The organism is Collinsella ihumii (genome assembly GCF_030385545.1).
Classification (GTDB): domain Bacteria; phylum Actinomycetota; class Coriobacteriia; order Coriobacteriales; family Coriobacteriaceae; genus Collinsella; species Collinsella ihumii.
Genome location: NZ_JAUEIQ010000006.1, coordinates 104865 through 124220, shown reverse-complemented (window position 1 = coordinate 124220; position 19356 = coordinate 104865). Strand labels below are relative to the sequence as shown.

The 19356-nt window shown below is 64.4% G+C and carries 16 protein-coding genes; 14 read left to right on the top strand and 2 right to left on the bottom strand.

The window, feature by feature from the left end:
* The first annotated feature begins 1 nt into the window (after nt 1).
* The 8 genes from QVN30_RS07145 (at nt 2) to ffh (ending at nt 9098) form a co-directional block, all read left to right on the top strand.
* A complete protein-coding gene (locus QVN30_RS07145) occupies nt 2–556 on the top strand; it encodes a YceD family protein (protein WP_239456092.1) in 555 nt (184 codons plus the stop codon).
* 183 nt (nt 557–739) lie between these two features.
* Entirely contained in the window at nt 740–919 is a 180-nt protein-coding gene (gene rpmF / locus QVN30_RS07140) for a 50S ribosomal protein L32 (RefSeq protein WP_079989180.1), read from the top strand.
* 105 nt (nt 920–1024) lie between these two features.
* Complete coding sequence (plsX, locus tag QVN30_RS07135) at nt 1025–2047, top strand: phosphate acyltransferase PlsX (RefSeq protein ID WP_066832371.1); 1023 nt, start codon at nt 1025–1027, stop codon at nt 2045–2047.
* A 91-nt stretch (nt 2048–2138) separates the two neighbouring features.
* The gene (locus QVN30_RS07130) at nt 2139–2381 is read left to right on the top strand and encodes an acyl carrier protein (protein WP_066832368.1); all 243 of its coding nucleotides are present in this window, start codon (nt 2139–2141) and stop codon (nt 2379–2381) included.
* Nucleotides 2382–2385: 4 nt separating this feature from the next.
* Nucleotides 2386–3111 carry a ribonuclease III gene (gene rnc / locus QVN30_RS07125; protein WP_066832365.1) on the top strand — a complete coding sequence of 242 codons (726 nt, stop codon included), beginning with the start codon at nt 2386–2388 and terminating at the stop codon, nt 3109–3111.
* Nucleotides 3112–3180: 69 nt separating this feature from the next.
* Complete coding sequence (gene smc / locus QVN30_RS07120) at nt 3181–6660, top strand: chromosome segregation protein SMC (protein ID WP_435051630.1); 3480 nt, start codon at nt 3181–3183, stop codon at nt 6658–6660.
* The gene (ftsY, locus tag QVN30_RS07115) at nt 6661–7575 is read left to right on the top strand and encodes a signal recognition particle-docking protein FtsY (protein ID WP_066832359.1); all 915 of its coding nucleotides are present in this window, start codon (nt 6661–6663) and stop codon (nt 7573–7575) included.
* Nucleotides 7576–7619: 44 nt separating this feature from the next.
* Nucleotides 7620–9098 carry a signal recognition particle protein gene (ffh, locus tag QVN30_RS07110; protein WP_289835903.1) on the top strand — a complete coding sequence of 493 codons (1479 nt, stop codon included), beginning with the start codon at nt 7620–7622 and terminating at the stop codon, nt 9096–9098.
* Between the two features lie 19 nt (nt 9099–9117).
* Here the strand turns inward: ffh and QVN30_RS07105 are convergent, their stop codons facing one another.
* Complete coding sequence (locus tag QVN30_RS07105) at nt 9118–9951, bottom strand: MerR family transcriptional regulator (RefSeq protein ID WP_289835902.1); 834 nt, start codon at nt 9949–9951, stop codon at nt 9118–9120.
* 104 nt (nt 9952–10055) lie between these two features.
* Here QVN30_RS07105 and QVN30_RS07100 point away from each other — a divergent pair, with 104 nt between their 5' ends.
* The 4 genes from QVN30_RS07100 to QVN30_RS07080 all read left to right on the top strand — a co-directional run bounded on the left by QVN30_RS07100 (nt 10056) and on the right by QVN30_RS07080 (nt 13920).
* Nucleotides 10056–10688: a YitT family protein gene (locus QVN30_RS07100; RefSeq protein ID WP_289835901.1), complete on the top strand. Its 633-nt coding sequence runs from the start codon at nt 10056–10058 to the stop codon at nt 10686–10688.
* Nucleotides 10689–10961: 273 nt separating this feature from the next.
* Entirely contained in the window at nt 10962–11810 is an 849-nt protein-coding gene (thyA, locus tag QVN30_RS07095) for a thymidylate synthase (protein ID WP_204569811.1), read from the top strand.
* A gap of 9 nt (nt 11811–11819) precedes the next feature.
* Nucleotides 11820–13007 carry a dihydrofolate reductase gene (locus QVN30_RS11460; protein WP_353738976.1) on the top strand — a complete coding sequence of 396 codons (1188 nt, stop codon included), beginning with the start codon at nt 11820–11822 and terminating at the stop codon, nt 13005–13007.
* Nucleotides 13008–13017: 10 nt separating this feature from the next.
* Nucleotides 13018–13920 carry a TrmH family RNA methyltransferase gene (locus QVN30_RS07080; protein WP_273358446.1) on the top strand — a complete coding sequence of 301 codons (903 nt, stop codon included), beginning with the start codon at nt 13018–13020 and terminating at the stop codon, nt 13918–13920.
* 505 nt (nt 13921–14425) lie between these two features.
* Here QVN30_RS07080 and QVN30_RS07075 read toward each other — a convergent pair.
* Nucleotides 14426–15811, bottom strand: a complete 1386-nt coding sequence (locus QVN30_RS07075) for an MATE family efflux transporter (RefSeq protein ID WP_204586808.1) — start codon at nt 15809–15811, stop codon at nt 14426–14428.
* Nucleotides 15812–16019: 208 nt separating this feature from the next.
* Here QVN30_RS07075 and ftsH point away from each other — a divergent pair, with 208 nt between their 5' ends.
* Together ftsH and QVN30_RS07065 are read left to right on the top strand one after the other, a co-directional pair.
* The gene (gene ftsH, locus QVN30_RS07070) at nt 16020–17933 is read left to right on the top strand and encodes an ATP-dependent zinc metalloprotease FtsH (RefSeq protein WP_204569805.1); all 1914 of its coding nucleotides are present in this window, start codon (nt 16020–16022) and stop codon (nt 17931–17933) included.
* 304 nt (nt 17934–18237) lie between these two features.
* A complete protein-coding gene (locus QVN30_RS07065) occupies nt 18238–19125 on the top strand; it encodes an NYN domain-containing protein (protein WP_204569802.1) in 888 nt (295 codons plus the stop codon).
* The last annotated feature ends 231 nt before the right edge of the window (nt 19126–19356 follow it).

The window sequence follows — 19356 nt, the reverse complement described above, 5'->3', positions numbered from 1 at the left end:
CATGGACGCGATGAAGCCGGTCGTCGTCGACCTCGCCGACCGCCTGGAGAATCCCGGCGAGTCGTTCTCCTTAAACGGCCATCTCGATATCCCCGGTTACACGACGGGCGAGAAGGAGCTCTCCCTTCCCGGGGGCGTCTCGTACGACGTGGTGCTCACGAACGCCGGTGACGGCATCCTCGTGACCGGGCTCGTCCGCGCGGCCGTCGACGGGCAGTGCGATCGCTGCCTGGAACCCGCCCACTTCGACATCGCGGGCGAGATCGAGGAGTACTACCTGTTCCACGAGCCCGAGGACGCCGAGGCCTACGAAGACGGCTTCGAGCTCGTCGGTCCCGAGCGGACCGTCGACCTGTCGGGTGCCATCTGGGACGCCATGGTCATGGACACGCCGTTCGTGGTGCTGTGCCGCCCCGATTGCGCCGGCCTGTGCCCGACGTGCGGCGCGAATCTCAACGATGGCCCCTGCGGCTGCGAGGAGAAGGCCGAGCAGGCTTGGATCGATAGCGACGAGAACCCCTTCGCCGCGCTTAAGAACCTTAAGTTCGACGAGTAGGCCTCGCTCGATCGCATCTCTTCCGCCATGGGGGACGGGCGAAGATGGCGGAAGCTCTTCGGGCGGCGGCGTGCCGCAAGTCTGATGTGGAGATTATAAAGGGCTGTACAATGCGGCCGTCTGTGCTAATATCGCTACTTGCGCATATTCGTGCCCAGGGATAAGTAATTAAGGAAGGTCATCATGCCAGTACCTAAGCAAAAAAAGGGCCGCGGAGCCACTCACTCTCGTCGTTCCGCCAACATGAAGATTGACGCCCCCTCCCGCTCCGTCTGCCCTCGTTGCGGCGCCGTCAAGCTTCCTCATCACGTTTGCCCCAACTGCGGCTATTATAAGGATCGTGAGGTCATCATCACCGAGTAACTCGGTGCGACGTCTCGGTCACGTGTCTTTGGGCAACGTGTGAGATATTGAATGTGCATGGCCGGCTCTTGGAGTCGGCCATTTCGCTACGTAGGGGGAGTTTCCATGAACAAGGTTCGCATCGCTGTCGACGTAATGGGTGGAGACGAGGAGCCGCAGGTCGTGCTCGACGGCATCGACGCCGCGCTTGCGGCCGACGCCGATCTCGAGGTGCTCGCGGTCGGTCCCGCCGATATCGTCGAGCCGTTTGCCGAGGAGCGCGAGCGCGTGAGCGCGCTGGTCGCCCCCGACGTCATCACCATGGAGGATGATCCCATCGAGGCGGTCATGCACAAGCGCAAGTCCTCCATCGTGCTGGCGTGCCGCGCGGTCAAGAAGGGGGAGGCCGCGGGCTTCTTCTCGGCGGGCGCCACGGGCGCCATGACGGCTGCAGCCACCGCGTACGTCACGCCGTTCAAGTACCTGACCGATACCGGCGAGAAGCGCCCCATCCGCCCCTGCATCGTGAGCACGATCCCCAATCGCGCCGGCGGCGAGACGGTGTTTTGCGATCTCGGCGCCAACCCGGATGTCGAGCCCGAGGACATGGTGCGCTTTGCGCAGATGGGTGCCACGTACGCCCGAATCGTCTGCGGCATCGCCAACCCCCGTATCGGCCTTCTGTCCAACGGCACGGAGGATACGAAGGGTTCTCACTTCACGAAGTCCTGCTTCCCCCTCATGAAGCAGAAGGTCAAGGGGTTCGCTGGAAACTGCGAGGGAAGCGACTTCACGTCCGGGAACTTCGACGTCGTCGTCTGCGACGGCTTCTCCGGCAACGTTGCGCTCAAGGCCATCGAGGGCACCGCCAAGCTGCTGCTGCATGAGCTGAAGGGCGTGCTTTTGGGCTCCATGGGGGGAAAGGTCGCCGCGCTCCTCATCAAGAAGAGCCTGAAGGGCCTTCAGGCCAAGCTCTCCGGCGACTCGCGCGGAGGCGCGGTCCTGCTCGGTTTGCGCGGCGTGGTCTTGATCGGTCATGGCGCCACGAGCGTGGAGGCCGTCAAGAACGGCACGCTCGCCACCGCGCAGGCGGTGCGCAGTAATCTCGTGGAGATGCTCGCCGCCTCCATGGACAATATCGTCCGGTAATCGGCATCGCCGCGCGGCCGTGCGCGCAAAGCGGGTAGAATCAGCCGTGTGCGACGGTGCGTCGCGCACACGTGTAGAAAGGAGCTGCCCCATGGAGCGTTCTGAGATTTTTGACAAGATCGTCGATATCGCCTCCGACGTCCTCGGCGTCGACGCGTCGAGCATCACCGAGAAGACGACGTTCGATGACTTGAACGCCGATTCCCTGGACCGTCTCCAGCTGGTGACGGCCATGGAGGATGAGTTCGAGCTCGAGATCGACGATGAGAAGCTTATGACCATCGCCTCGGTTTCCGATGCTATCGAGGCCATCGAGTCCGCTCAGGAGGACTAAGTCAGTGACCCTATCCGCAAGGCTGGCTCGGATCGAGGAGATCTGCGGCCACGAGTTTTCCGATCACAAGCTGCTGCGTTCCGCCATCACCCATCCCTCGGCGGTCGAGGGCGAGCCCGTCGACGCCTCCTACGAGCGCCTTGAGTTTCTCGGCGACTCGATCTTGGGGTCCGTCGTGGCGCTCGCGCTGTTCAAGACGTATCCCGATTTCGACGAGGGCAAGCTCACGCGCCTCAAGGTCTCCCTGGTGAGCGGCATGACCCTGTCCCAGGTCGGTCAGGAGCTCGGCATCGACGAGTGCATCATCTTCGGCGCCTCCGAGACGGGCACGGGCGCCCGCGGCATGCATTCAGCGCTCGAGAACGTCTACGAGGCCCTTGTCGGCGCGCTGTACCTCGATGGCGGCTGGGAGGCTGCCGAGGCGTTCATCATGCGCACGCTCAAGCCGCATCTCGCGACGGAGCGCGCCGAGCACCCGACGAACCCCAAGTCGTTTCTGCAGGAGTGCGTGCAGCGCGATCACTTCGAGCCGCCCGCCTACAAGGTTATCGGCAACAGCGGTCCCGCCCATGAGCCGACGTTCACGGCCATCACGCTCGTGGACGGCGTCCGCCGCGGTCGGGGCACCGGCTCCTCCAAGAAGGAGGCGGAGGCCGCAGCCGCCCTCGACGCCCTCGAGCGCATGGGCTATACGCACAACGGGGTCATCTTGCAGCGCAAACTCGGATAGCGGGGTGCGCGCGTGTATCTCAAGTCGCTGACCCTCAAAGGGTTCAAATCCTTTGCCGACCGGGCGCACATGACCTTTGAACCGGGGCTCACGGTCATCGTGGGTCCCAACGGTTCGGGCAAATCGAATATCTCCGACGCCATCCTCTGGGTCCTCGGCGAGCAGAGCGCCAAGCAGCTTCGCGGCCAGGCCATGGAGGATGTCATCTTTTCGGGGTCTTCCGCCCGCAAGGCGGTCGGCGTCGCCGAGGTCACGCTTGTGCTCGACAACTCCGACCACGTGCTGCCGGTCGACTTCAACGAGGTCGCCGTCACGCGCCGCATGTACCGGTCGGGCGAGAGCGAGTACCTCATCAACTCCAGCCCGTGCCGCCTGATGGACATCCAAGACATCCTGCATGATTCGGGCTTGGGCAAGGACACCCATTCGATCATCAGCCAGGGCAAGCTCGACGGCATCCTCCAGAGCCGTCCCGAGGAGCGCCGCAGCCTGATCGAGGAGGCCGCGGGCATCTCCAAGCACAAGCGCCGCAAGGAGCGCGCCGCGCGCAAGATCGCCTCGATGGATGAGCACCTCAAGCGCGCACGGGACATCAGCCGCGAGGTGAACCGCCAGCTCAAGCCCTTGGAGCGCCAGGTGGACCGCGCGCGCAAGCACCGCGACCTGACCGAGCGCGCCCATGAGCTCACGCAGATCCTCGCCGTCGACGAGCTGCGCAGCCTGCAGGCGAACTGGGCCGATCTCGAGTCGCAGGGCAAAGAGGCCGACGCGGAGCTCGAGCTTGCGCGCTACCGCCTGGGCGAGAAGCAGCGGGAGCTCGAGAAGCTGCAGGTCATGCTCGAGGAGAAAGGGCTGTTCGTCGGCGATCTGGGCGAGCAGCGCCGCCATATGCAGGATATCGTCGGCCGCATCGGGTCGGACATGCGCCTGCTCGAGGAAAAGGGCCGCAACATGGTGGCCCGGCTCTCGGAGATGCGCGGGACCCTGTCGGGGTCCGAGCATCAGCGGACGCGCGTCGTCGAGGATCTCGAGCAGGTGCGCTCGCAGCTCGACGAGGTCCGTGCCGCGGCCGAGGTGGCGCAGGCGGATGTGGCCGAGCTCGGCCCGGCCGCCGACAGGCTCCATGCCCGTCGCAAGGAGCTGGATACGCTTCTGAACGCGCTGAACCGTCAGCGCCGCGAGGCGCAGCGCACGGCCGACGATGCCGCGCTCGAGTACGTGAAATCGAAGGAGACCGTCTCCAACGCCGAGCTCGAGGACTCCATGTACGCCTCGAGGCTGGAGCAGATCGATACGCAGGTGGAGGAGCTTCGCTCCTCGCTCGAGAGCCGCAGGTCGCGCGCCGAGGAGCTCGATGCCACGCTCGCAGACGCCCGCTCCAGGCGCGAAGAGGCGAAGGTCGCCGCAGACGAGGCGCGCGCGGCCGTCGACGACCGCCGCGCCAAGGAAGCCCAGGCGCGCACGCGCCACTCGGAGGTCGTCTCCGAGCTCTCCAGCCTCCGCAAGGTCGACGAGAAGATGTCCGACGCCTCGCCGCTGACCGCGAAGCTCGCCCATGCCCATGCAGGGACCGTGCGCGCGCACGTGGGCGATCTCATCGAGGCGCCCCAGGACCTCGAGGAGCTCGTCGAGCAGCTGCTCGCGTCTGACATCGACGCGCTCGTCGTCGACAACGCCGCGGCGCTGTCCTCGCTTGCCGCCTACGCCCTGGACCAGAACCGCTCGAGAGGTGAGGCCACCTTGCTGTCCCGCGAGGTCGCGGCGGGGGAGGGCGACGGCCGTGCCGCGGGCTTCAGGCTCGTCGAGCGCCTTCGCGTGTGCGAGGGGTACGGCAACGTCGTGGCGGCGCTGCTCGGCGGCGTCTACGTCGTCGATTCCGTCTCCGAGGCCCTGGCGGCGCCTGTGGAGCCGGGCGTCACGTACGTGACCCGCGAGGGGGTCCGCGTCAGCTCCGGCGGGCTGGTGCGCGTCGGCTCCGCCGGGGACGCCCAGGCGGGCACGCTCGAGCGCAAGCGCCGGATCCGCGAGCTCGAAGACCTCGAGCCCGAACTCTCGGCCACGCTCGAGCACGCCACGTCGCAGGTCGCCGAGGCGTCGGCGGCGCTGGCGGAGGCCCGTGCCGCCGACGGCGACCTCGCCGGCGAGATCGCGCGCCTGGACGGCGAGCGGACCTCCCTGCTCTCCGAGATCGGCCGCCTGGAGCAGAGCCTCTCGGCATCGCTGTCCGAGCGCTCGAAGGTGGAGCGTCGCCGGGAGCAGGCTGCGGCCGCCGTTCGCGCGGTCCAGCCCAAGCTCGATGAGCTCGCGCAGTCCCGTGACGACGCGCGTGCGCTCGCGGAGGAGCTCACCGCGCAGATCGAGGACGCCAACGACGATCTCGAGCAGCTCCGCATCGAGGATTCCGAGGCTGCGGGCAAGCTCGCCGACGCCAAGGTCCGCGCGGCCCAGGCGGCGGAGCGCCTGCGCAGCCTTGAGGCGCGCGAGCCCGAGCTCGCCCGGCGCCTCGACAACATCGATCGGCGCATCCGCGCCACCAGGCAGGCGTCCCGCTCGCTCGAGGTGCTTCGGCTCCGCGTGGACCCCCTGCACGACCGCTACCAGGCGCTGTCGGAGCGCGCGCTCGATTGGGCCGCCCGCCTGCGCGACCAGGCGCGGCTGGAGGAGGCGGATTCCGCCTCGCTCAAGAAGACGATCGAGGACGCACGCGGCGAGGTCGATGCCGCCCAGGCGGCCGTCGACGCGGCGACGTCCAAGATCTCCGAGTTCAAGGTCCAGCGCGGCAAGCTCGAGGTGCAGGTTGAAAACGCCATCGCCGCCATCACCGCGGATGGAAAGACCGTGCTCGAGGAGGCGCTGTCGCTGCCCGCGCCCGACGATCGTGCCGCGTGCGAACGAGAGCTCGCCGATCTGGTGCGGCAGATCAACAACTTGGGTCCGGTCAACCAGGTCGCGTTCGAGGAGTACGAGCGCCTGCGGGAGCGTGCCGACTACATCGCCGCGCAGCTCGCCGACCTCGAGAGCGCCCGGTCCGCGCTCACCAAGATCTCCGCCGCCATCGACCGCAAGATGCGTCGGCAGTTCCTCGTCACCTTCGAGAAGGTCGACGAGAACTTCCGCGAGGTGTTCTCGATGCTCTTCCCGGGCGGTTCCGCGCATCTCGAGATGACCGATCCCGACCATCCGGCTGAGACCGGCATCGAGGTCGTGGCGCAGCCGCGCGGCAAGAAGATCACCAAGATGATGCTCATGAGCGGCGGCGAGAAGAGCCTGACGGCGCTCGCGCTGCTCTTCGCGGTATACCGTACGCGCACGGTGCCGTTCTACGTGCTCGACGAGGTCGAGGCCGCCCTCGACGACTCGAACCTGAGCAAGCTGATCGGCGCCATCGACTATCTGCGCAAGACCACGCAGCTGCTGGTCATTTCGCACCAGCGCCGTACGATGGAGGACGCCGATGTGCTGTATGGTGTATCCATGCAAGCCGACGGCGTCAGCCGCGTGGTGAGCCAGCGACTTGATCGCAAGACGGGAAAGGTTGTGAATGCATAAATGGGCCTGTTCGATTCTCTGAAGCGCGGTCTCGAGCGCAGCCGCGAGGCCATCAACGAGATCTTCTACTTCGGCGGCGACGTCGACGAGTCGTTCTGGGAGGACCTCGAGGACACGCTCGTCATGGGCGACATGGGCGCCGATATCGCCATGGACGTCACCGATGATCTGCGCGACCTCGCCGCGCGCAAGAACCTGACGAGCGCGCGCCAGCTGCGCGACGCGCTGGCCGACCGCCTTGAGGAGACCTTCACGACGCCGAAGGTCGACCCCTTCACCACGACGCCCTCGGTCGTCCTGTTCGTGGGCATCAACGGCGCCGGCAAGACGACGACGGTCGGCAAGATCGCGAGCGCTGCCGCCAAGTCGGGCATCAAGACGGTCATCGGCAGCGCCGACACGTTCCGCGCCGCCGCCATCGAGCAGCTCGACGTGTGGGGCCAGCGCGCCGGCGTGCCCGTCGTCAAGCGCGAGCGCGGAAGCGATCCCGCGAGCGTGTGCTACGACGTCCTCGATGTGGCCGAGCGCGAGGGCAGCCAGCTCGTCCTGATCGACACGGCGGGCCGTCTGCACACCTCCGCCGAGCTCATGCGCGAGCTCGCCAAGGTCGTGAACGTCACCCGCAAGCGCGCCGCCAAGTGCGCCGGCGGGCCCATGCCCGTCTACGTCGTGCTCGTCATCGACGCGGCGACGGGGCAAAACGGCCTTTCCCAGGCGCTTGAGTTCAACGAGTCGCTCGGCGTCGACGGCATCGTCATGACCAAGCTCGACGGCACCGCGAAGGGCGGTATCGCCATGGCGGTCGCCTCCAAGCTCAAGCTGCCGATCCTGCGCATCGGCGTGGGCGAGCAGGTCGAGGACCTGCAGCCGTTCGACGCGCACGCGTTCTGCCGCGCCCTCGTGGGCGCCGAGTAGCCCTGGCCGAATAACCACCATTTCGATCCATCCGGGAGAGATTCATGTTCGAAAGCCTTTCCGATCGCCTCAACAACACCTTTGACCGCCTGCGCGGTAAGGGCAAGCTGACCGAGGCCGATATCACGAGCGCCATGCGCGACATCCGCATGGCGCTGCTCGAGGCCGACGTCAACTTCAAGGTCGTGAAGGACTTCGTCGCCAAGACGAAGGAGCGCTGCATGACCGCCGACGTCATGGAGTCGCTGACCCCTGCGCAAAACGTCGTCAAGATCGTGCTCGACGAGCTGACCGAGCTGCTGGGCACGACCGAGAGCAAGCTCGTGTTCTCGAACCGCATCCCGAACGTGATCATGCTCGTGGGCCTGCAGGGCTCCGGTAAGACGACGGCCGCCGTCAAGCTCGCCTACCTGCTCAAGAAGCAGGGTCGCTCGCCGCTGCTCGCCGCCTGCGACGTCTACCGTCCCGCGGCAGCCGACCAGCTCGCCACGCTGGGCGGCGAGATCGGCGTGCCGGTGTTTCGCGGAGACGGCGCGCATCCCGTGCAGATCGCCCAGGACGCCGTCCGCGAGGCCATCGACAAGCTGCGCGACGTGGTCATCGTCGACACCGCCGGCCGCCTGCAGATCGACGAGCAGATGATGCAGGAGGCCGTCGACATTAAGCGCGCGGTCAAGCCCGATCAGGTGCTCATGGTCGTCGACGCCATGACCGGCCAGGATATCGTGAACGTGGTGTCCACCTTCGCCGAGCGCACCGACTTCGACGGCGTCATCATCTCCAAGCTCGACGGCGACGCCCGCGGCGGCGGCGCGCTGTCGGTCCGCGCCGTGACCGGCAAGCCCATCAAGTTCGTCTCCATGGGCGAGAAGCCCGATTCGCTCGAGCCGTTCTATCCCGACCGCATGGCCAAGCGCATCCTCGGCATGGGCGACGTCATCGGCATCATCGAGAAGGCCCAGGAGGCCGCCGACGCCGAGACCGTCGCGTCCGCCGAGCGCATGCTGCGCGAGGGCTTCACGATGAATGATATGCTCGAGCAGATGAAGGCCGTCAAGAAGATGGGCGGCATGAAGGGCATCCTCGGCATGCTCCCGGGCGGTCAGAAGCTGCTCAACCAGATGGGCGGCAACCTCGACGAGTCGGTCTTCGCGAAAAACGAGGCCATGATCATGTCCATGACCGCCGAGGAGCGCATGCGCCCCTCCATCATCAACGGCCAGCGCCGCGCTCGCATCGCGCGCGGTTCCGGCACGACGCCCGCCGATGTGAACCAGCTCATGAAGCAATGGGGCGAGATGAACAAGATGATGAGCCGCATGCGCACCATGGCTCAGCAGGCCGGGGCCGGCAAGAAGGGGAAGAAGGGCAAAAAGGGCAAGAAGATGCGCATGCCCGGCATCCCCGGAATGGGCAATATGGGCGGCATGGGCGGCCTCGGCAACCTGGGCGGAATGGGGTCGGGCGGCGGCTCCGAGATGGATATGCTGCGCGAGATGGAGCGCCAGATGCGCCGCAAGTAGGCGCCGCGCCGCATGGCGGTCAATCAGCGTGCTTCGCGTCGAGCGGGAGTTCCATCGTGGTGATGAACTCTCGCTCGTCTGCTGTATCGCGATTGTCGATCTCGTAGAGCTCGAACGGTTGTCCCGTCAGCGGAAGCGCATGCTCCCGTGCAAAGTCGAGCAGCTTGGTGAGCAAGCGGCCGTTCTGCTCGTAGCCGCCCTGGTAGCGGGTGGTGAGATACTGCCCGGCGGGGAGTTCGAAGTTCGCGGGAGCCTTCTCATCCTCCACGATGAAGAAGATGCCGTCGTACACGTTTGTCGCTCCCTGCATGATCGCGTCTTGGGCGAGGAAGGCCCCTATGGGCACCGTCAGCAGATGCGGCATCGTCGATCCGGACCTTCGGTGCAGCTCCTGTATCAGCAGGTCCATCTCCTCGTCGCGCTCGAGGTGTCCGGCCATCTTCATGCAGCGGCGCCGCGGGCGGTCGACGATCTCGATGGCGCCGATGCGCGCCCCCTTGGCCTTCCGGATGGCGCCCACGCGTCGGGCGAGCGTCACCTGCTGCCGCTTCAGCTCGTCGAGCTTGCGCTCGATGATGGCATGCTCGTCTTCCAGCATGGCGATGGTCTTGTCGACGTTTTGCCCCTCGAGGTATTCCGCGATCTGCTTCATGCTGAAACCGATCCCTCGGAGCTCCTTGATGATCGTCAGCTTGTACATGTCCGAGAGGTCGTAGACGCGGTATCCGTTGGGTTCTCGGCGGGGGACGACGATACCCAGTCGCTCGTAGTAGCGCAAGGAGTCCGCGCCGATGCCGAACAGCCCCGACGTCTCGCCGATCCGGTAGGTCTGTTTGAGGGGCGTGCCGTCCATGATTCCTCCATGCGCAGTTGACCTTGGTACGTTACCAAGGTCTAGTCTAGCGCTGTACCGTTTGCTTGAAGATGGAAAGGCTGATATCCGTGTTGCGCACCCGTTTGGCTTCGCTTGACTGGCACGACCTGCTGCGCCGTTTTGCCCTGATCGTGGTCGGTTCCGGAATCCTCACCTTCGGCATCCACAATATCCATCAGGTGGTGGGGATAACTGAGGGCGGCGTGATCGGAGCCCTACTTTTGGCCAACCACTGGCTGGGCATCCCGTCCTCGATCGTGTCGCCCGCCCTCGACATCCTCTGCTACGCCGTGGCGCTTCGACTGCTCGGTGCAGGCTTTTTGGGCTGGTCTGCGGTCTCGAGCGCGTTCATAGCGGGCTTCTACGCCATCTGGGAGCAGCTTCCGCACCTGTTGCCCGACCTTTCCGCTTGGCCGCTCGTGGCGGCCGTCGCCGGAGGCCTGTTTGTCGGAATGGGAGCCGGGCTGGTGGTGCGAGGGGGCGCGTCTGCCGGTGGCGACGACGCTCTCGCCCTGTCCATCCAGAAGGTGAGCGGCTGGCGCCTGTCCCGCTGCTACCTGGTCACCGATTTGAGCGTCCTGCTGCTCTCGCTGAGCTACATCCCCGTGACGAGTATCGTGTACTCGCTGATCACGGTGTTCATATCCTCGCCGCTGATCGATGTCATCGTGGGCATGGGCTCTGATGAGCCGGCAAACGAGCCGCAGGTGGCTTAGGGAAACACCGACCAATTGCTTTCGCGCCGCTCGCCCCCGTGGCGGGCGCCTGCGCGCTCAGGCTGCGTCGGCGCAGCGCAACTGCGCCTTCCTCGCCTTCGCCCGCATCCGCCGCGCCACGGAGACGCCCTGCGCGAAAGCAATTGGTCGGTGTTTCCCTAGACGCGTCCCTCCCGTCCGTTCTTTGGGTCGCGACTCGCGCGAGCCCATGTTTCCCACGCTGGCTGCGGGGTACAATGGGTAGTCGATGCTGTCTACCCTCGAGGAGCGCCCATGAGCAAAGCCGATGAACTGTTCGTTTCCATGTGCTCGGATATTCTGGAGCACGGCACCACGACGGAAGGCGAGAAGGTCAGGCCGCATTGGGAGGACGGGACGCCTGCGTACACCATCAAATCGTTCGGCGTCACGAACCGGTACGACCTGCGCGAGGAGTTTCCCGCGCTGACGCTGCGCCGCACGGCGCTCAAGTCCGCGATGGACGAGATCCTTTGGATCTACCAGCGCAAGTCGAACAACATCCATGATCTCAACTCCCATATCTGGGATGAATGGGCCGACGAGACCGGGTCCATCGGCAAGGCATACGGCTATCAGATCGCGCAGAAGTCCCATTATCCCGAAGGCGACTTCGACCAGATGGACCGCGTGCTTTACGACCTGAAGCACACGCCCTTCTCCCGTCGCATCATGACCAACATGTACACGTTCGCCGACCTGTCCGAGATGCACCTGTACCCGTGCGCCTACAGCGTGACGTATAACGTCACGCATGAGCCGGGCTACGACAAGCCCGTGCTCAACATGGTCCTCATGCAGCGCAGCCAAGACATCCTCGCCGCAAACAACTGGAACGTGTGCCAGTACGCGATCCTGCTCATGATGGTGGCGCAGGTTTCGGATATGGTCGCGGGCGAGCTGCTCCATGTGATCGTCGACGCGCATATCTACGACCGCCATGTCGACATCATCCGCGAGCTCATCGCGCGGCCGCAGCACCCCGCGCCCAAGGTGAGCCTCAACCCCGAGGTTCGCGATTTCTACGACTTCACGACCGATGACCTGATCGTCGAGGGTTATGAGCACGGTCCTCAGATCAAGAACATTCCCATTGCAATCTAAGGAGCATCCATGAGCTGCAAGCTTTCCGCTATCGTTGCCGTGAGCGACGACTGGGGCATCGGTTACGAGGGGGACATGATCGTTTCCAACAAGGCCGACATGCGCCGCTTCGTCGAGCTGACGACCGGCCATACGGTGATCATGGGGCGCAAGACCCTCGACAGCTTTCCGGGCGGCCGCCCGCTGAAGAACCGTCGCAACATCGTGCTGACGCGGGACGCATCGTTCGAGCGCGAGGGCGTGGAGGTCGTGCATAGCGTCGACGAGGCACTGGATGCGATCGCCGACGAGGACGAGGCCTGGGTCATCGGCGGGGAAAAGGTCTACCGCCAGCTGCTCCCGTTCTGCACGGTCGCCGAGGTGACCCGCACCCACTGCCTGCGCCTGGCCGATACGCACTTCCCGAATCTCGATGAAGATGACGCCTGGGAAGTCGTATCGGAATCCGAGCCCGCCCTCATCGGGGCCGACGAGGAGGACCATGGCATCGAATACCGGTTCGTGACCTATCGTCGCCCTGCCGCGGCCGACGAGGAAGAGGACGCAGGGTCCGCATCCGATGGCCAGCAGGCAACCGAATCCCCTAAACGGCCCCAAATCAGGACGATGATCCTGTACCGCTCCAAGCACCACGGCAACACGAAGAAGGTCGTCGACGCGCTCGCGAAGGCGTTTCCCGGCGAGATCGATACGCTGGACGTCGCGACCGTCGACAAGAAGAATCCCAAGGTCGACCTGTCCCCGTACCATCTGATCGGCATCGCGAGCGGCATCTACATGGGGGAGATCGACAAAGACCTCGCGCGCGTCATGCAGGCCTCCGTCGGCACGGGCGACTTCGTGTTCAGCCTGCTCACCTATGGCGGTGCGAGCAAGTGGTACGGCAAGGATATCGACGGCATCTGCCGTGCGACGCATGCCAACTTCCTCGCGGGGCACGGGTGTCCCGGCTTCGACACGTGGGGTCCCTACAAGCTGATGGGCGGCATGAACAAGGGCCGCCCCAACGACGAGGACATCGCCGATATGATCGCGTGGTACGACAACCTGGTTCAGGGTTACGGCGACCCCTTGATCAACGAGTACGAGAAGCGCCGTCGCCGTGCCGCATGGGAGGCCGAGCATCCCGACCCGACCATGATGGATAAGCTCAAGAACACCGGGCGCCACCTGTTCGGCCGCAAGAAGAAGCAGTGAGCCCATGGGTATGGCACCGCAGATCATCCTTATCGACTCGCTTGACGACGAGCGCCTTTCGGCCTACACGCGCCTGACGGAGCGCGAGCTGAGGTCCGTGCTCGAGCCGGAAAAGGGCATCTTCATCGCCGAGAGCGCCAAGGTCATCGAGCGCGCGGTCGACGCGGGGCTCGAGCCGGTGAGTTTCCTTATGGGAGAGCGCTGGCTCGACCAGCTCATGCCTTTGCTTGAGCGCGTTGCCGAGAAGTGGGGCGACGTTCCCGTATTCGTCGCGTCCATGGAGCTGATGGAGCAGTTGACAGGCTTCACCGTGACGCGCGGTGCCTTGGCGGCGTTTCGCCGTCCACTTCTTGCTGCTGCCCCCGATTTCCTGCGTGGGCTTATCGAGCGCGCGGGAGATCGTCCCGTGCGCGTGTGCGTGCTCGAGGGCATCGTGGATCACACCAACGTGGGTGCGATCTTCCGGAGCGCGGCGGCGTTGAATGTCGACGGCATCCTCGTGAGTCCCACCTGCTGCGACCCGCTGTACCGGCGCGCGGTGCGTGTGAGCATGGGCACCGTATTCCAGGTGCCGTGGTGTCGCATCGGCACGGAGGCGCGCGTCTGGCCGCATGACGGCCTGCGCGAGCTGCACGAGGCCGGATTCACCTGCGCCTCGATGGCGCTCGAGGACGATTCCGTCTCGCTCGACGATCCGGCGCTGCTTGAGATTCCCCGTCTTGCGCTGTTTATGGGAACGGAAGGGGCCGGCTTGCAGGCTAAGACGATCGACGGGTCGGACCTCACGATCCGCATCCCCATGGCGCACGGCGTTGATTCTTTGAACGTCGCCGCGGCGAGCGCGGTGGCCTTTTGGCAGCTCTGCCCCCATGCGGACAACGGCTATCATTACCGACCCGGGATGTTCGCCTAAAGAAGCGCTGATATAGTTTGATCAGGAGCTCCCGCATGGCCCCGCCCCATGGCTCGGTCGGGGCCATGCGGGCGCCTGCTGGTTCCGCACCGCCCTCTCCTCCCCATACATTCAGCTTCTCCAAGGGAAAGTGGCTAGAAATTTCTGTTTTGCTGTCAGACGCACGCACGGAAATGTCTGATATTACTGTCTTGACGTTATTGGCTGGTTACGAAGTCGGATTTTGAGGCCTCAAATCCGCGATTTTGGCGTTGCCGGGATACATCGATGCCATCTGGCGGGTTTCCCATCCCTTCGTTCCGGTCCAGCGACAGCAAAACAGAAATTTCTAGCCACTTTCCCCGGAGGGCGCTTCCCTGGGGCCCTCCGACGCGACTGAGGGGAGGACAGCGCCGTTGATCGGTGGTTCCTTGGGGACATATTGATCAATTGCTTTCGTGCCGGGCGGTACCGTGGTGAGGCGAATGCGCGTAAAGGCGAGGAAGGGGTAGGACCTGCCGCTCAGCTATGCGACCGCTTTCGCCTCGGCGTGGCGCAGCCAGTGGCCCCAGTGGTGGTATGCGACAAACAGCACGGCCGTCAGGATCCAGGTTACCGGGTAGACCATGAGCATGGTCTCGATCGCATGATGGGCGGGCACCACGACAAGCAGCCAGATCACGCGGAACACGACGGTGCCCAGGATGGTCAACAGCATCGGGCGCAGGCTTTCGCCGGAACCGCGGATGGCGCCTGAGGTGTTGTCGACGATCGAGTAGAACGCGTAGAACGGCGCGATAAAGTGGATCATGATCGTCGTGTAGTTCGTGACCGCGGGATCGTCGATAAAGATGCGCGAGAGCGGTCCCACGAAGGCGACGAGCAGCGCCGACATGCTGCCGATCAGCGCGACGGTGATCACAAGGGACGTGTGGTAACCGCGGCGCATGCGCTCGTAGTTGCGAGCGCCAAAGTTCTGCGCGGCAAAGGTGGTCATGGACACGCCGAGCGCCTCGGTCACCATCCACACGAAGGCGTCGAGTCGTCCTGACAGGCCCCAACCGGTGACCGCGTCGGTCCCGAACGTGTTGACGGTCGACTGCAGGATGATGTTCGAGATCGAGTAGAGCGACGACTGGATGCCAAGCGGCAGGCCGGTCGAGATCATGCGCTTGCAGATCTTTCCGTCGATGCCGAGCTTCCTCAAATCGAGTCTCCAGGCGCCGTCGGCTTTCATGAGGCGGCGCGTCATGAAGGTCGCGTTGATCGTGAGGGTGATGGCGGTCGCCATGCCGCAGCCCATCGCCTCGAGGCCGAGCACGGCGACGAACAGCACGTCGAGCACGGCGTTGATGAAGCATCCGCTCGCGATGATGAGCGCAGGCGTGCGCGTGTCGCCGACGGAGCGAAGCAGCGCTGAGCCCATGTTGAGCACGAGCGAGCAGACCATGGCTGCGGCGTAGAAGCGAGAATAGGGGACCGCCTCGCCCATGAGGTCTTGGGGAGTGCCCATGAACTCGAGGATGTGCGGGATGAAGATGATGCCGAGCACCGAGATCGTGAGTCCGAGCACCAGGGCGATCGTCATGGCGGTGTGGATGGAGCGCGAGAGGCGCTCGTCGTCATGGCTCCCGAAGAACTGGCCGGAGATGACGGCGCATCCGGCGCCGAGGCCGACGGAGAATCCCACGGCCAGCTCGAAGAGCGACGCGGTGGCCTGCACGCCTCCGAGCGCGAGCTTGCCGCCGAACTGTCCGAGGATGAACGTGTTGATCAGCGCATGGGCCTGCTGGAAAAACGAGCTGAAGAAGATCGGGACGCACAAAAGCAGCAGCTGCTTCCAGATGACGCCCTGCGTGACGTCCAGAGATGCCGCTCCGGCGTGACGAGCTGATCTTCTTCCGAATGCCATCGAGTCCCCCTTACCCACTTCTTCAATCGCGGCCCACCTATGATAGGGGATTGCCGAGCGGCGGGTGCCATCATTCGCGGAATCATGCCGTGCCGGGTGAATCCGTTTCATCGATTGTGTTTGCAGGTTACTCGCTGCGATTATTTGTCTATCGCTTCCGCACTTGGGTATCCTTGTACCATTGCAACCTTACGAGACGGAGTTATCAATGGAGATGGATGATCACAAACGTAGACGAAATATGATCCTCTACGTGCTCATCGCCTTTGCTCTGTACCTGGTGCTCAATCAGGTGCTGTTCCCGCAGCTGACCACCAAGCAGCAGATCACGGGCGTGAGCTTCTCGACCATGCTCGACGACCTGGACGAGAACAAGGTCGAAGACATGGACTACACGGCGGGGCAGGATACCCAGGCCCTGTACACCCTCAAGGGCGATTCCGAGGACGTCGCGTACCGCGCGACTGTCATGCCGGGATCCGAGGACTATCTCGCCCAGAAGATCGACGAGTCCGACGCCAACGTCAACGTCATCATCCCGAGCAACGACTCGGGCACGTGGCTCTACCTGTTGATCACGTTCGCGCCGATCATCATCTTCTTCCTGTTCGGCTGGTGGCTGAACCGCCGCATGAAGAAGGCGATGGGCGATGACAACCCCTCGATGGACTTCTCGGGCGGCTTCGGCGGCTTCGGCGGTGGCGGACTGGGCAAGTCCGGCGCCCGTATCGTCGCCTCCAAGGACGTGGGCGTGACCTTCAAGGACGTCGCCGGCCAGGAAGAGGCCAAGGAGTCGCTCAAGGAGGTCGTCGACTTTCTGGAGAAGCCCGAGCGCTACGAGGCCATCGGCGCCAAGCTGCCGCGCGGCGTCCTGCTCGTGGGCCCTCCGGGCACCGGTAAGACGCTGATCGCCAAGGCCGTCGCCGGCGAGGCGGGCGTCCCGTTCTTCTCGATCTCGGGCTCCGAGTTCGTCGAGATGTTCGTCGGCCGCGGTGCCGCCAAGGTCCGCGACCTGTTCAAGCAGGCCAAGGAGAAGGCGCCCTGCATCGTCTTCATCGATGAGATCGATACGATCGGCAAGAAGCGCGACGGCGGCGGCTTCTCGGGCAACGACGAGCGCGAGCAGACGCTGAACCAGCTGCTGACCGAGATGGACGGCTTCGACAACGCGAAGGGTATCGTCGTCGTCGCGGCGACGAACCGTCCCGACAGCCTCGACCCCGCCCTGCTGCGTCCCGGCCGCTTCGATCGCCGCGTTCCCATGGAGCTTCCCGACCTGACCGGCCGCAAGGCGATCCTCGAGATCCATCTCAGGGACGTAAAGACCCAACCGCCCATCGACCTGACGGCGATCGCGCGCGCGACGCCTGGCGCCTCGGGCGCGGACCTCGCGAACATCATCAACGAGGGCGCGCTGCGCGCCGTGCGCATGGGCCGCAAGCTTGCGACCCAGGAGGACTTCGAGGAGTCCGTCGAGGTCGTCATCGCCGGTCAGCAGCGTAAGTCCACGGTGCTGTCCGATCACGAGAAGCAGGTCGTGTCCTATCACGAGATCGGTCACGCCATCGTCGCGGCAAGCCAGAAGGAGGGCGCGCCGGTCACCAAGATCACCATCGTCCCGCGTACGAGCGGTGCGCTCGGCTACACCATGCAGGTCGAGCAGGACGAGAAGTTCCTGACCACCAAGCAGGAGGTGCTCGACAAGCTCGCGGTCTACTGCGGTGGCCGCGCTGCCGAGGAGCTGATCTTCGGCGAGATGACGACGGGCGCCGCCAACGACATCGAGCAGGCGACCAAGCTCGCGCGCAACATGATCACCCGCTTCGGCATGTCCGAGGAGTTCGGCATGATGGCGCTCGGCACCGTGCAGAACGCCTACCTCAACCAGGACACGTCGCTCACCTGCGCCCCGGGTACGGCCGAGCGCGTGGACGAGGCGGTCCAGAAGGTTATCGCCGATGCTCACGCCCGTGCGCTGCAGATCCTGCGCGAGAACAAGTTCAAGCTGCATGAGCTCGCTCGCTATCTCTACAAGAAGGAGACCATCACGGGCGAGGAGTTCATGACGCTCATGCGCCGCGAGAACCCGTTTATGCCCGGCGCAAACAAGCCCCAGGCGTAAGGTCTTCGCCGCTTGTTGCTTGTGGCGGTCCTGTCGAATGTCGGCAGGGCCGCTTTTTTGCGGTCAGGATGTTTTCCGCATCAAACGCCCCTCGCGACGCCGTCGGCCGTTCATTCATGAACGAACGCGACCTGTTGTTGCATTTGCGCAGGTCGTCTAAAACTGACCCACCTCTTCATTCATAAATGTACGGGAAGGGATGGGTCCGGAAGGCTTTCTGCATAAAGCTTGAACATAGATAGCGATCGCGGGGAAGCATGCGACAATGCCATTGAAACCATTTCGTTGAAAAGGACGAGCATATATGAGCGATACCATCGATTCCGATCTTCGCTTCGCGATTCTGATCGACGCGGACAACGTTGCGGAGAAGTACATCAAGATCATTCTGGAGGAGGTGGCGAACTCGGGAATCGCCACCTACAAGCGCATCTACGGCGACTGGACGAGCCCGCGCCTCGGCAGCTGGAAGAGCTGCCTGCTCGACAACTCGATCATCCCCATGCAGCAGTACAGCTACACCTATGGCAAGAACTCGACCGATTCCGCGATGATCATCGACGCGATGGACATCCTGTACTCGGGCACGGTCGACGGGTTCGCCATCGTGAGCTCTGATTCGGATTTCACGCGTTTGGCGGCGCGCTTGCGCGAGAGCGGCATGGTCGTCATCGGCATGGGGGAGCAGAAGACGCCCCAGCCGTTCATCTCGGCATGCAACTCGTTCAAGTACCTCGACCTGCTGTATGCGGCCCATGTTGCCGAGGAGGAGGCGGAGGATGAGGAGGACGCCGAGCCACCCGCGGCGCGCGCAAAGGCGTCATCGCGCAGGAAGCAGCCGAGCAAGGGCTCTGGGCGCAAGGAGGAGGCGGAGCTGGCCGAGCTCGCTGATGCGCCGGATTCCGGTGAGGTTCCCTTCGGCGAGATGAGCAAGGCCGACCGGCGCCGCCACCTCAAGAAGATCCGCAAGACGGTGAACGCCATCTGCGACAAGTTTTCCGACGACGACGGATGGGTCTCGCTCGCCCAGATGGGCAACGAGCTCTCCAAGCGCCTGCCCGATTTCGACGTTCGCAATTACGGGTATCGCAAGCTCAGCCCGTTCATGAAGTCGCTCGGCGCGTATGAATTCGATGAGCCGACGAGTGCGAACGGACAGCGGCAGATCTACCTTCGCGTCAAGGAGCACTAGCGAGGTGCGGATTCGCCGCCCTTTGCGTTCGGTCGCTCCGTGACGGTCGCGCTGCATGGGGATTGCCGACGCGGCAGGAGGGGGAGCGCTTGCGGGAAGTGTCGAACACCCGGCAACAGTACCCAGTAACGCGGGTGAGACCCCTGTTCGAGGCCCGCACTCTCAGTTCTGGGTACATGTACGGGGTCTTGTTAGCGGGTGTCCTGGTAGAGGCTTCGCTCGGCATCTCGC

What these genes read in the sequence shown, in the direction of transcription:
- QVN30_RS11460 (WP_353738976.1), top strand. Translation starts at nt 11,820, where the DNA reads ATGAGCTGCAAGCTTTCCGCTATCGTTGCCGTGAGCGACGACTGGGGC.
- QVN30_RS07075 (WP_204586808.1), bottom strand. Translation starts at nt 15,811, where the DNA reads ATGGCATTCGGAAGAAGATCAGCTCGTCACGCCGGAGCGGCATCTCTG.
- plsX (WP_066832371.1), top strand. Translation starts at nt 1,025, where the DNA reads ATGAACAAGGTTCGCATCGCTGTCGACGTAATGGGTGGAGACGAGGAG.
- ftsY (WP_066832359.1), top strand. Translation starts at nt 6,661, where the DNA reads ATGGGCCTGTTCGATTCTCTGAAGCGCGGTCTCGAGCGCAGCCGCGAG.
- QVN30_RS07145 (WP_239456092.1), top strand. Translation starts at nt 2, where the DNA reads ATGGACGCGATGAAGCCGGTCGTCGTCGACCTCGCCGACCGCCTGGAG.
- thyA (WP_204569811.1), top strand. Translation starts at nt 10,962, where the DNA reads ATGAGCAAAGCCGATGAACTGTTCGTTTCCATGTGCTCGGATATTCTG.
- QVN30_RS07130 (WP_066832368.1), top strand. Translation starts at nt 2,139, where the DNA reads ATGGAGCGTTCTGAGATTTTTGACAAGATCGTCGATATCGCCTCCGAC.
- QVN30_RS07080 (WP_273358446.1), top strand. Translation starts at nt 13,018, where the DNA reads ATGGCACCGCAGATCATCCTTATCGACTCGCTTGACGACGAGCGCCTT.
- rpmF (WP_079989180.1), top strand. Translation starts at nt 740, where the DNA reads ATGCCAGTACCTAAGCAAAAAAAGGGCCGCGGAGCCACTCACTCTCGT.
- QVN30_RS07065 (WP_204569802.1), top strand. Translation starts at nt 18,238, where the DNA reads ATGAGCGATACCATCGATTCCGATCTTCGCTTCGCGATTCTGATCGAC.
- QVN30_RS07105 (WP_289835902.1), bottom strand. Translation starts at nt 9,951, where the DNA reads ATGGACGGCACGCCCCTCAAACAGACCTACCGGATCGGCGAGACGTCG.
- ffh (WP_289835903.1), top strand. Translation starts at nt 7,620, where the DNA reads ATGTTCGAAAGCCTTTCCGATCGCCTCAACAACACCTTTGACCGCCTG.
- ftsH (WP_204569805.1), top strand. Translation starts at nt 16,020, where the DNA reads ATGGAGATGGATGATCACAAACGTAGACGAAATATGATCCTCTACGTG.
- smc (WP_435051630.1), top strand. Translation starts at nt 3,181, where the DNA reads ATGACCTTTGAACCGGGGCTCACGGTCATCGTGGGTCCCAACGGTTCG.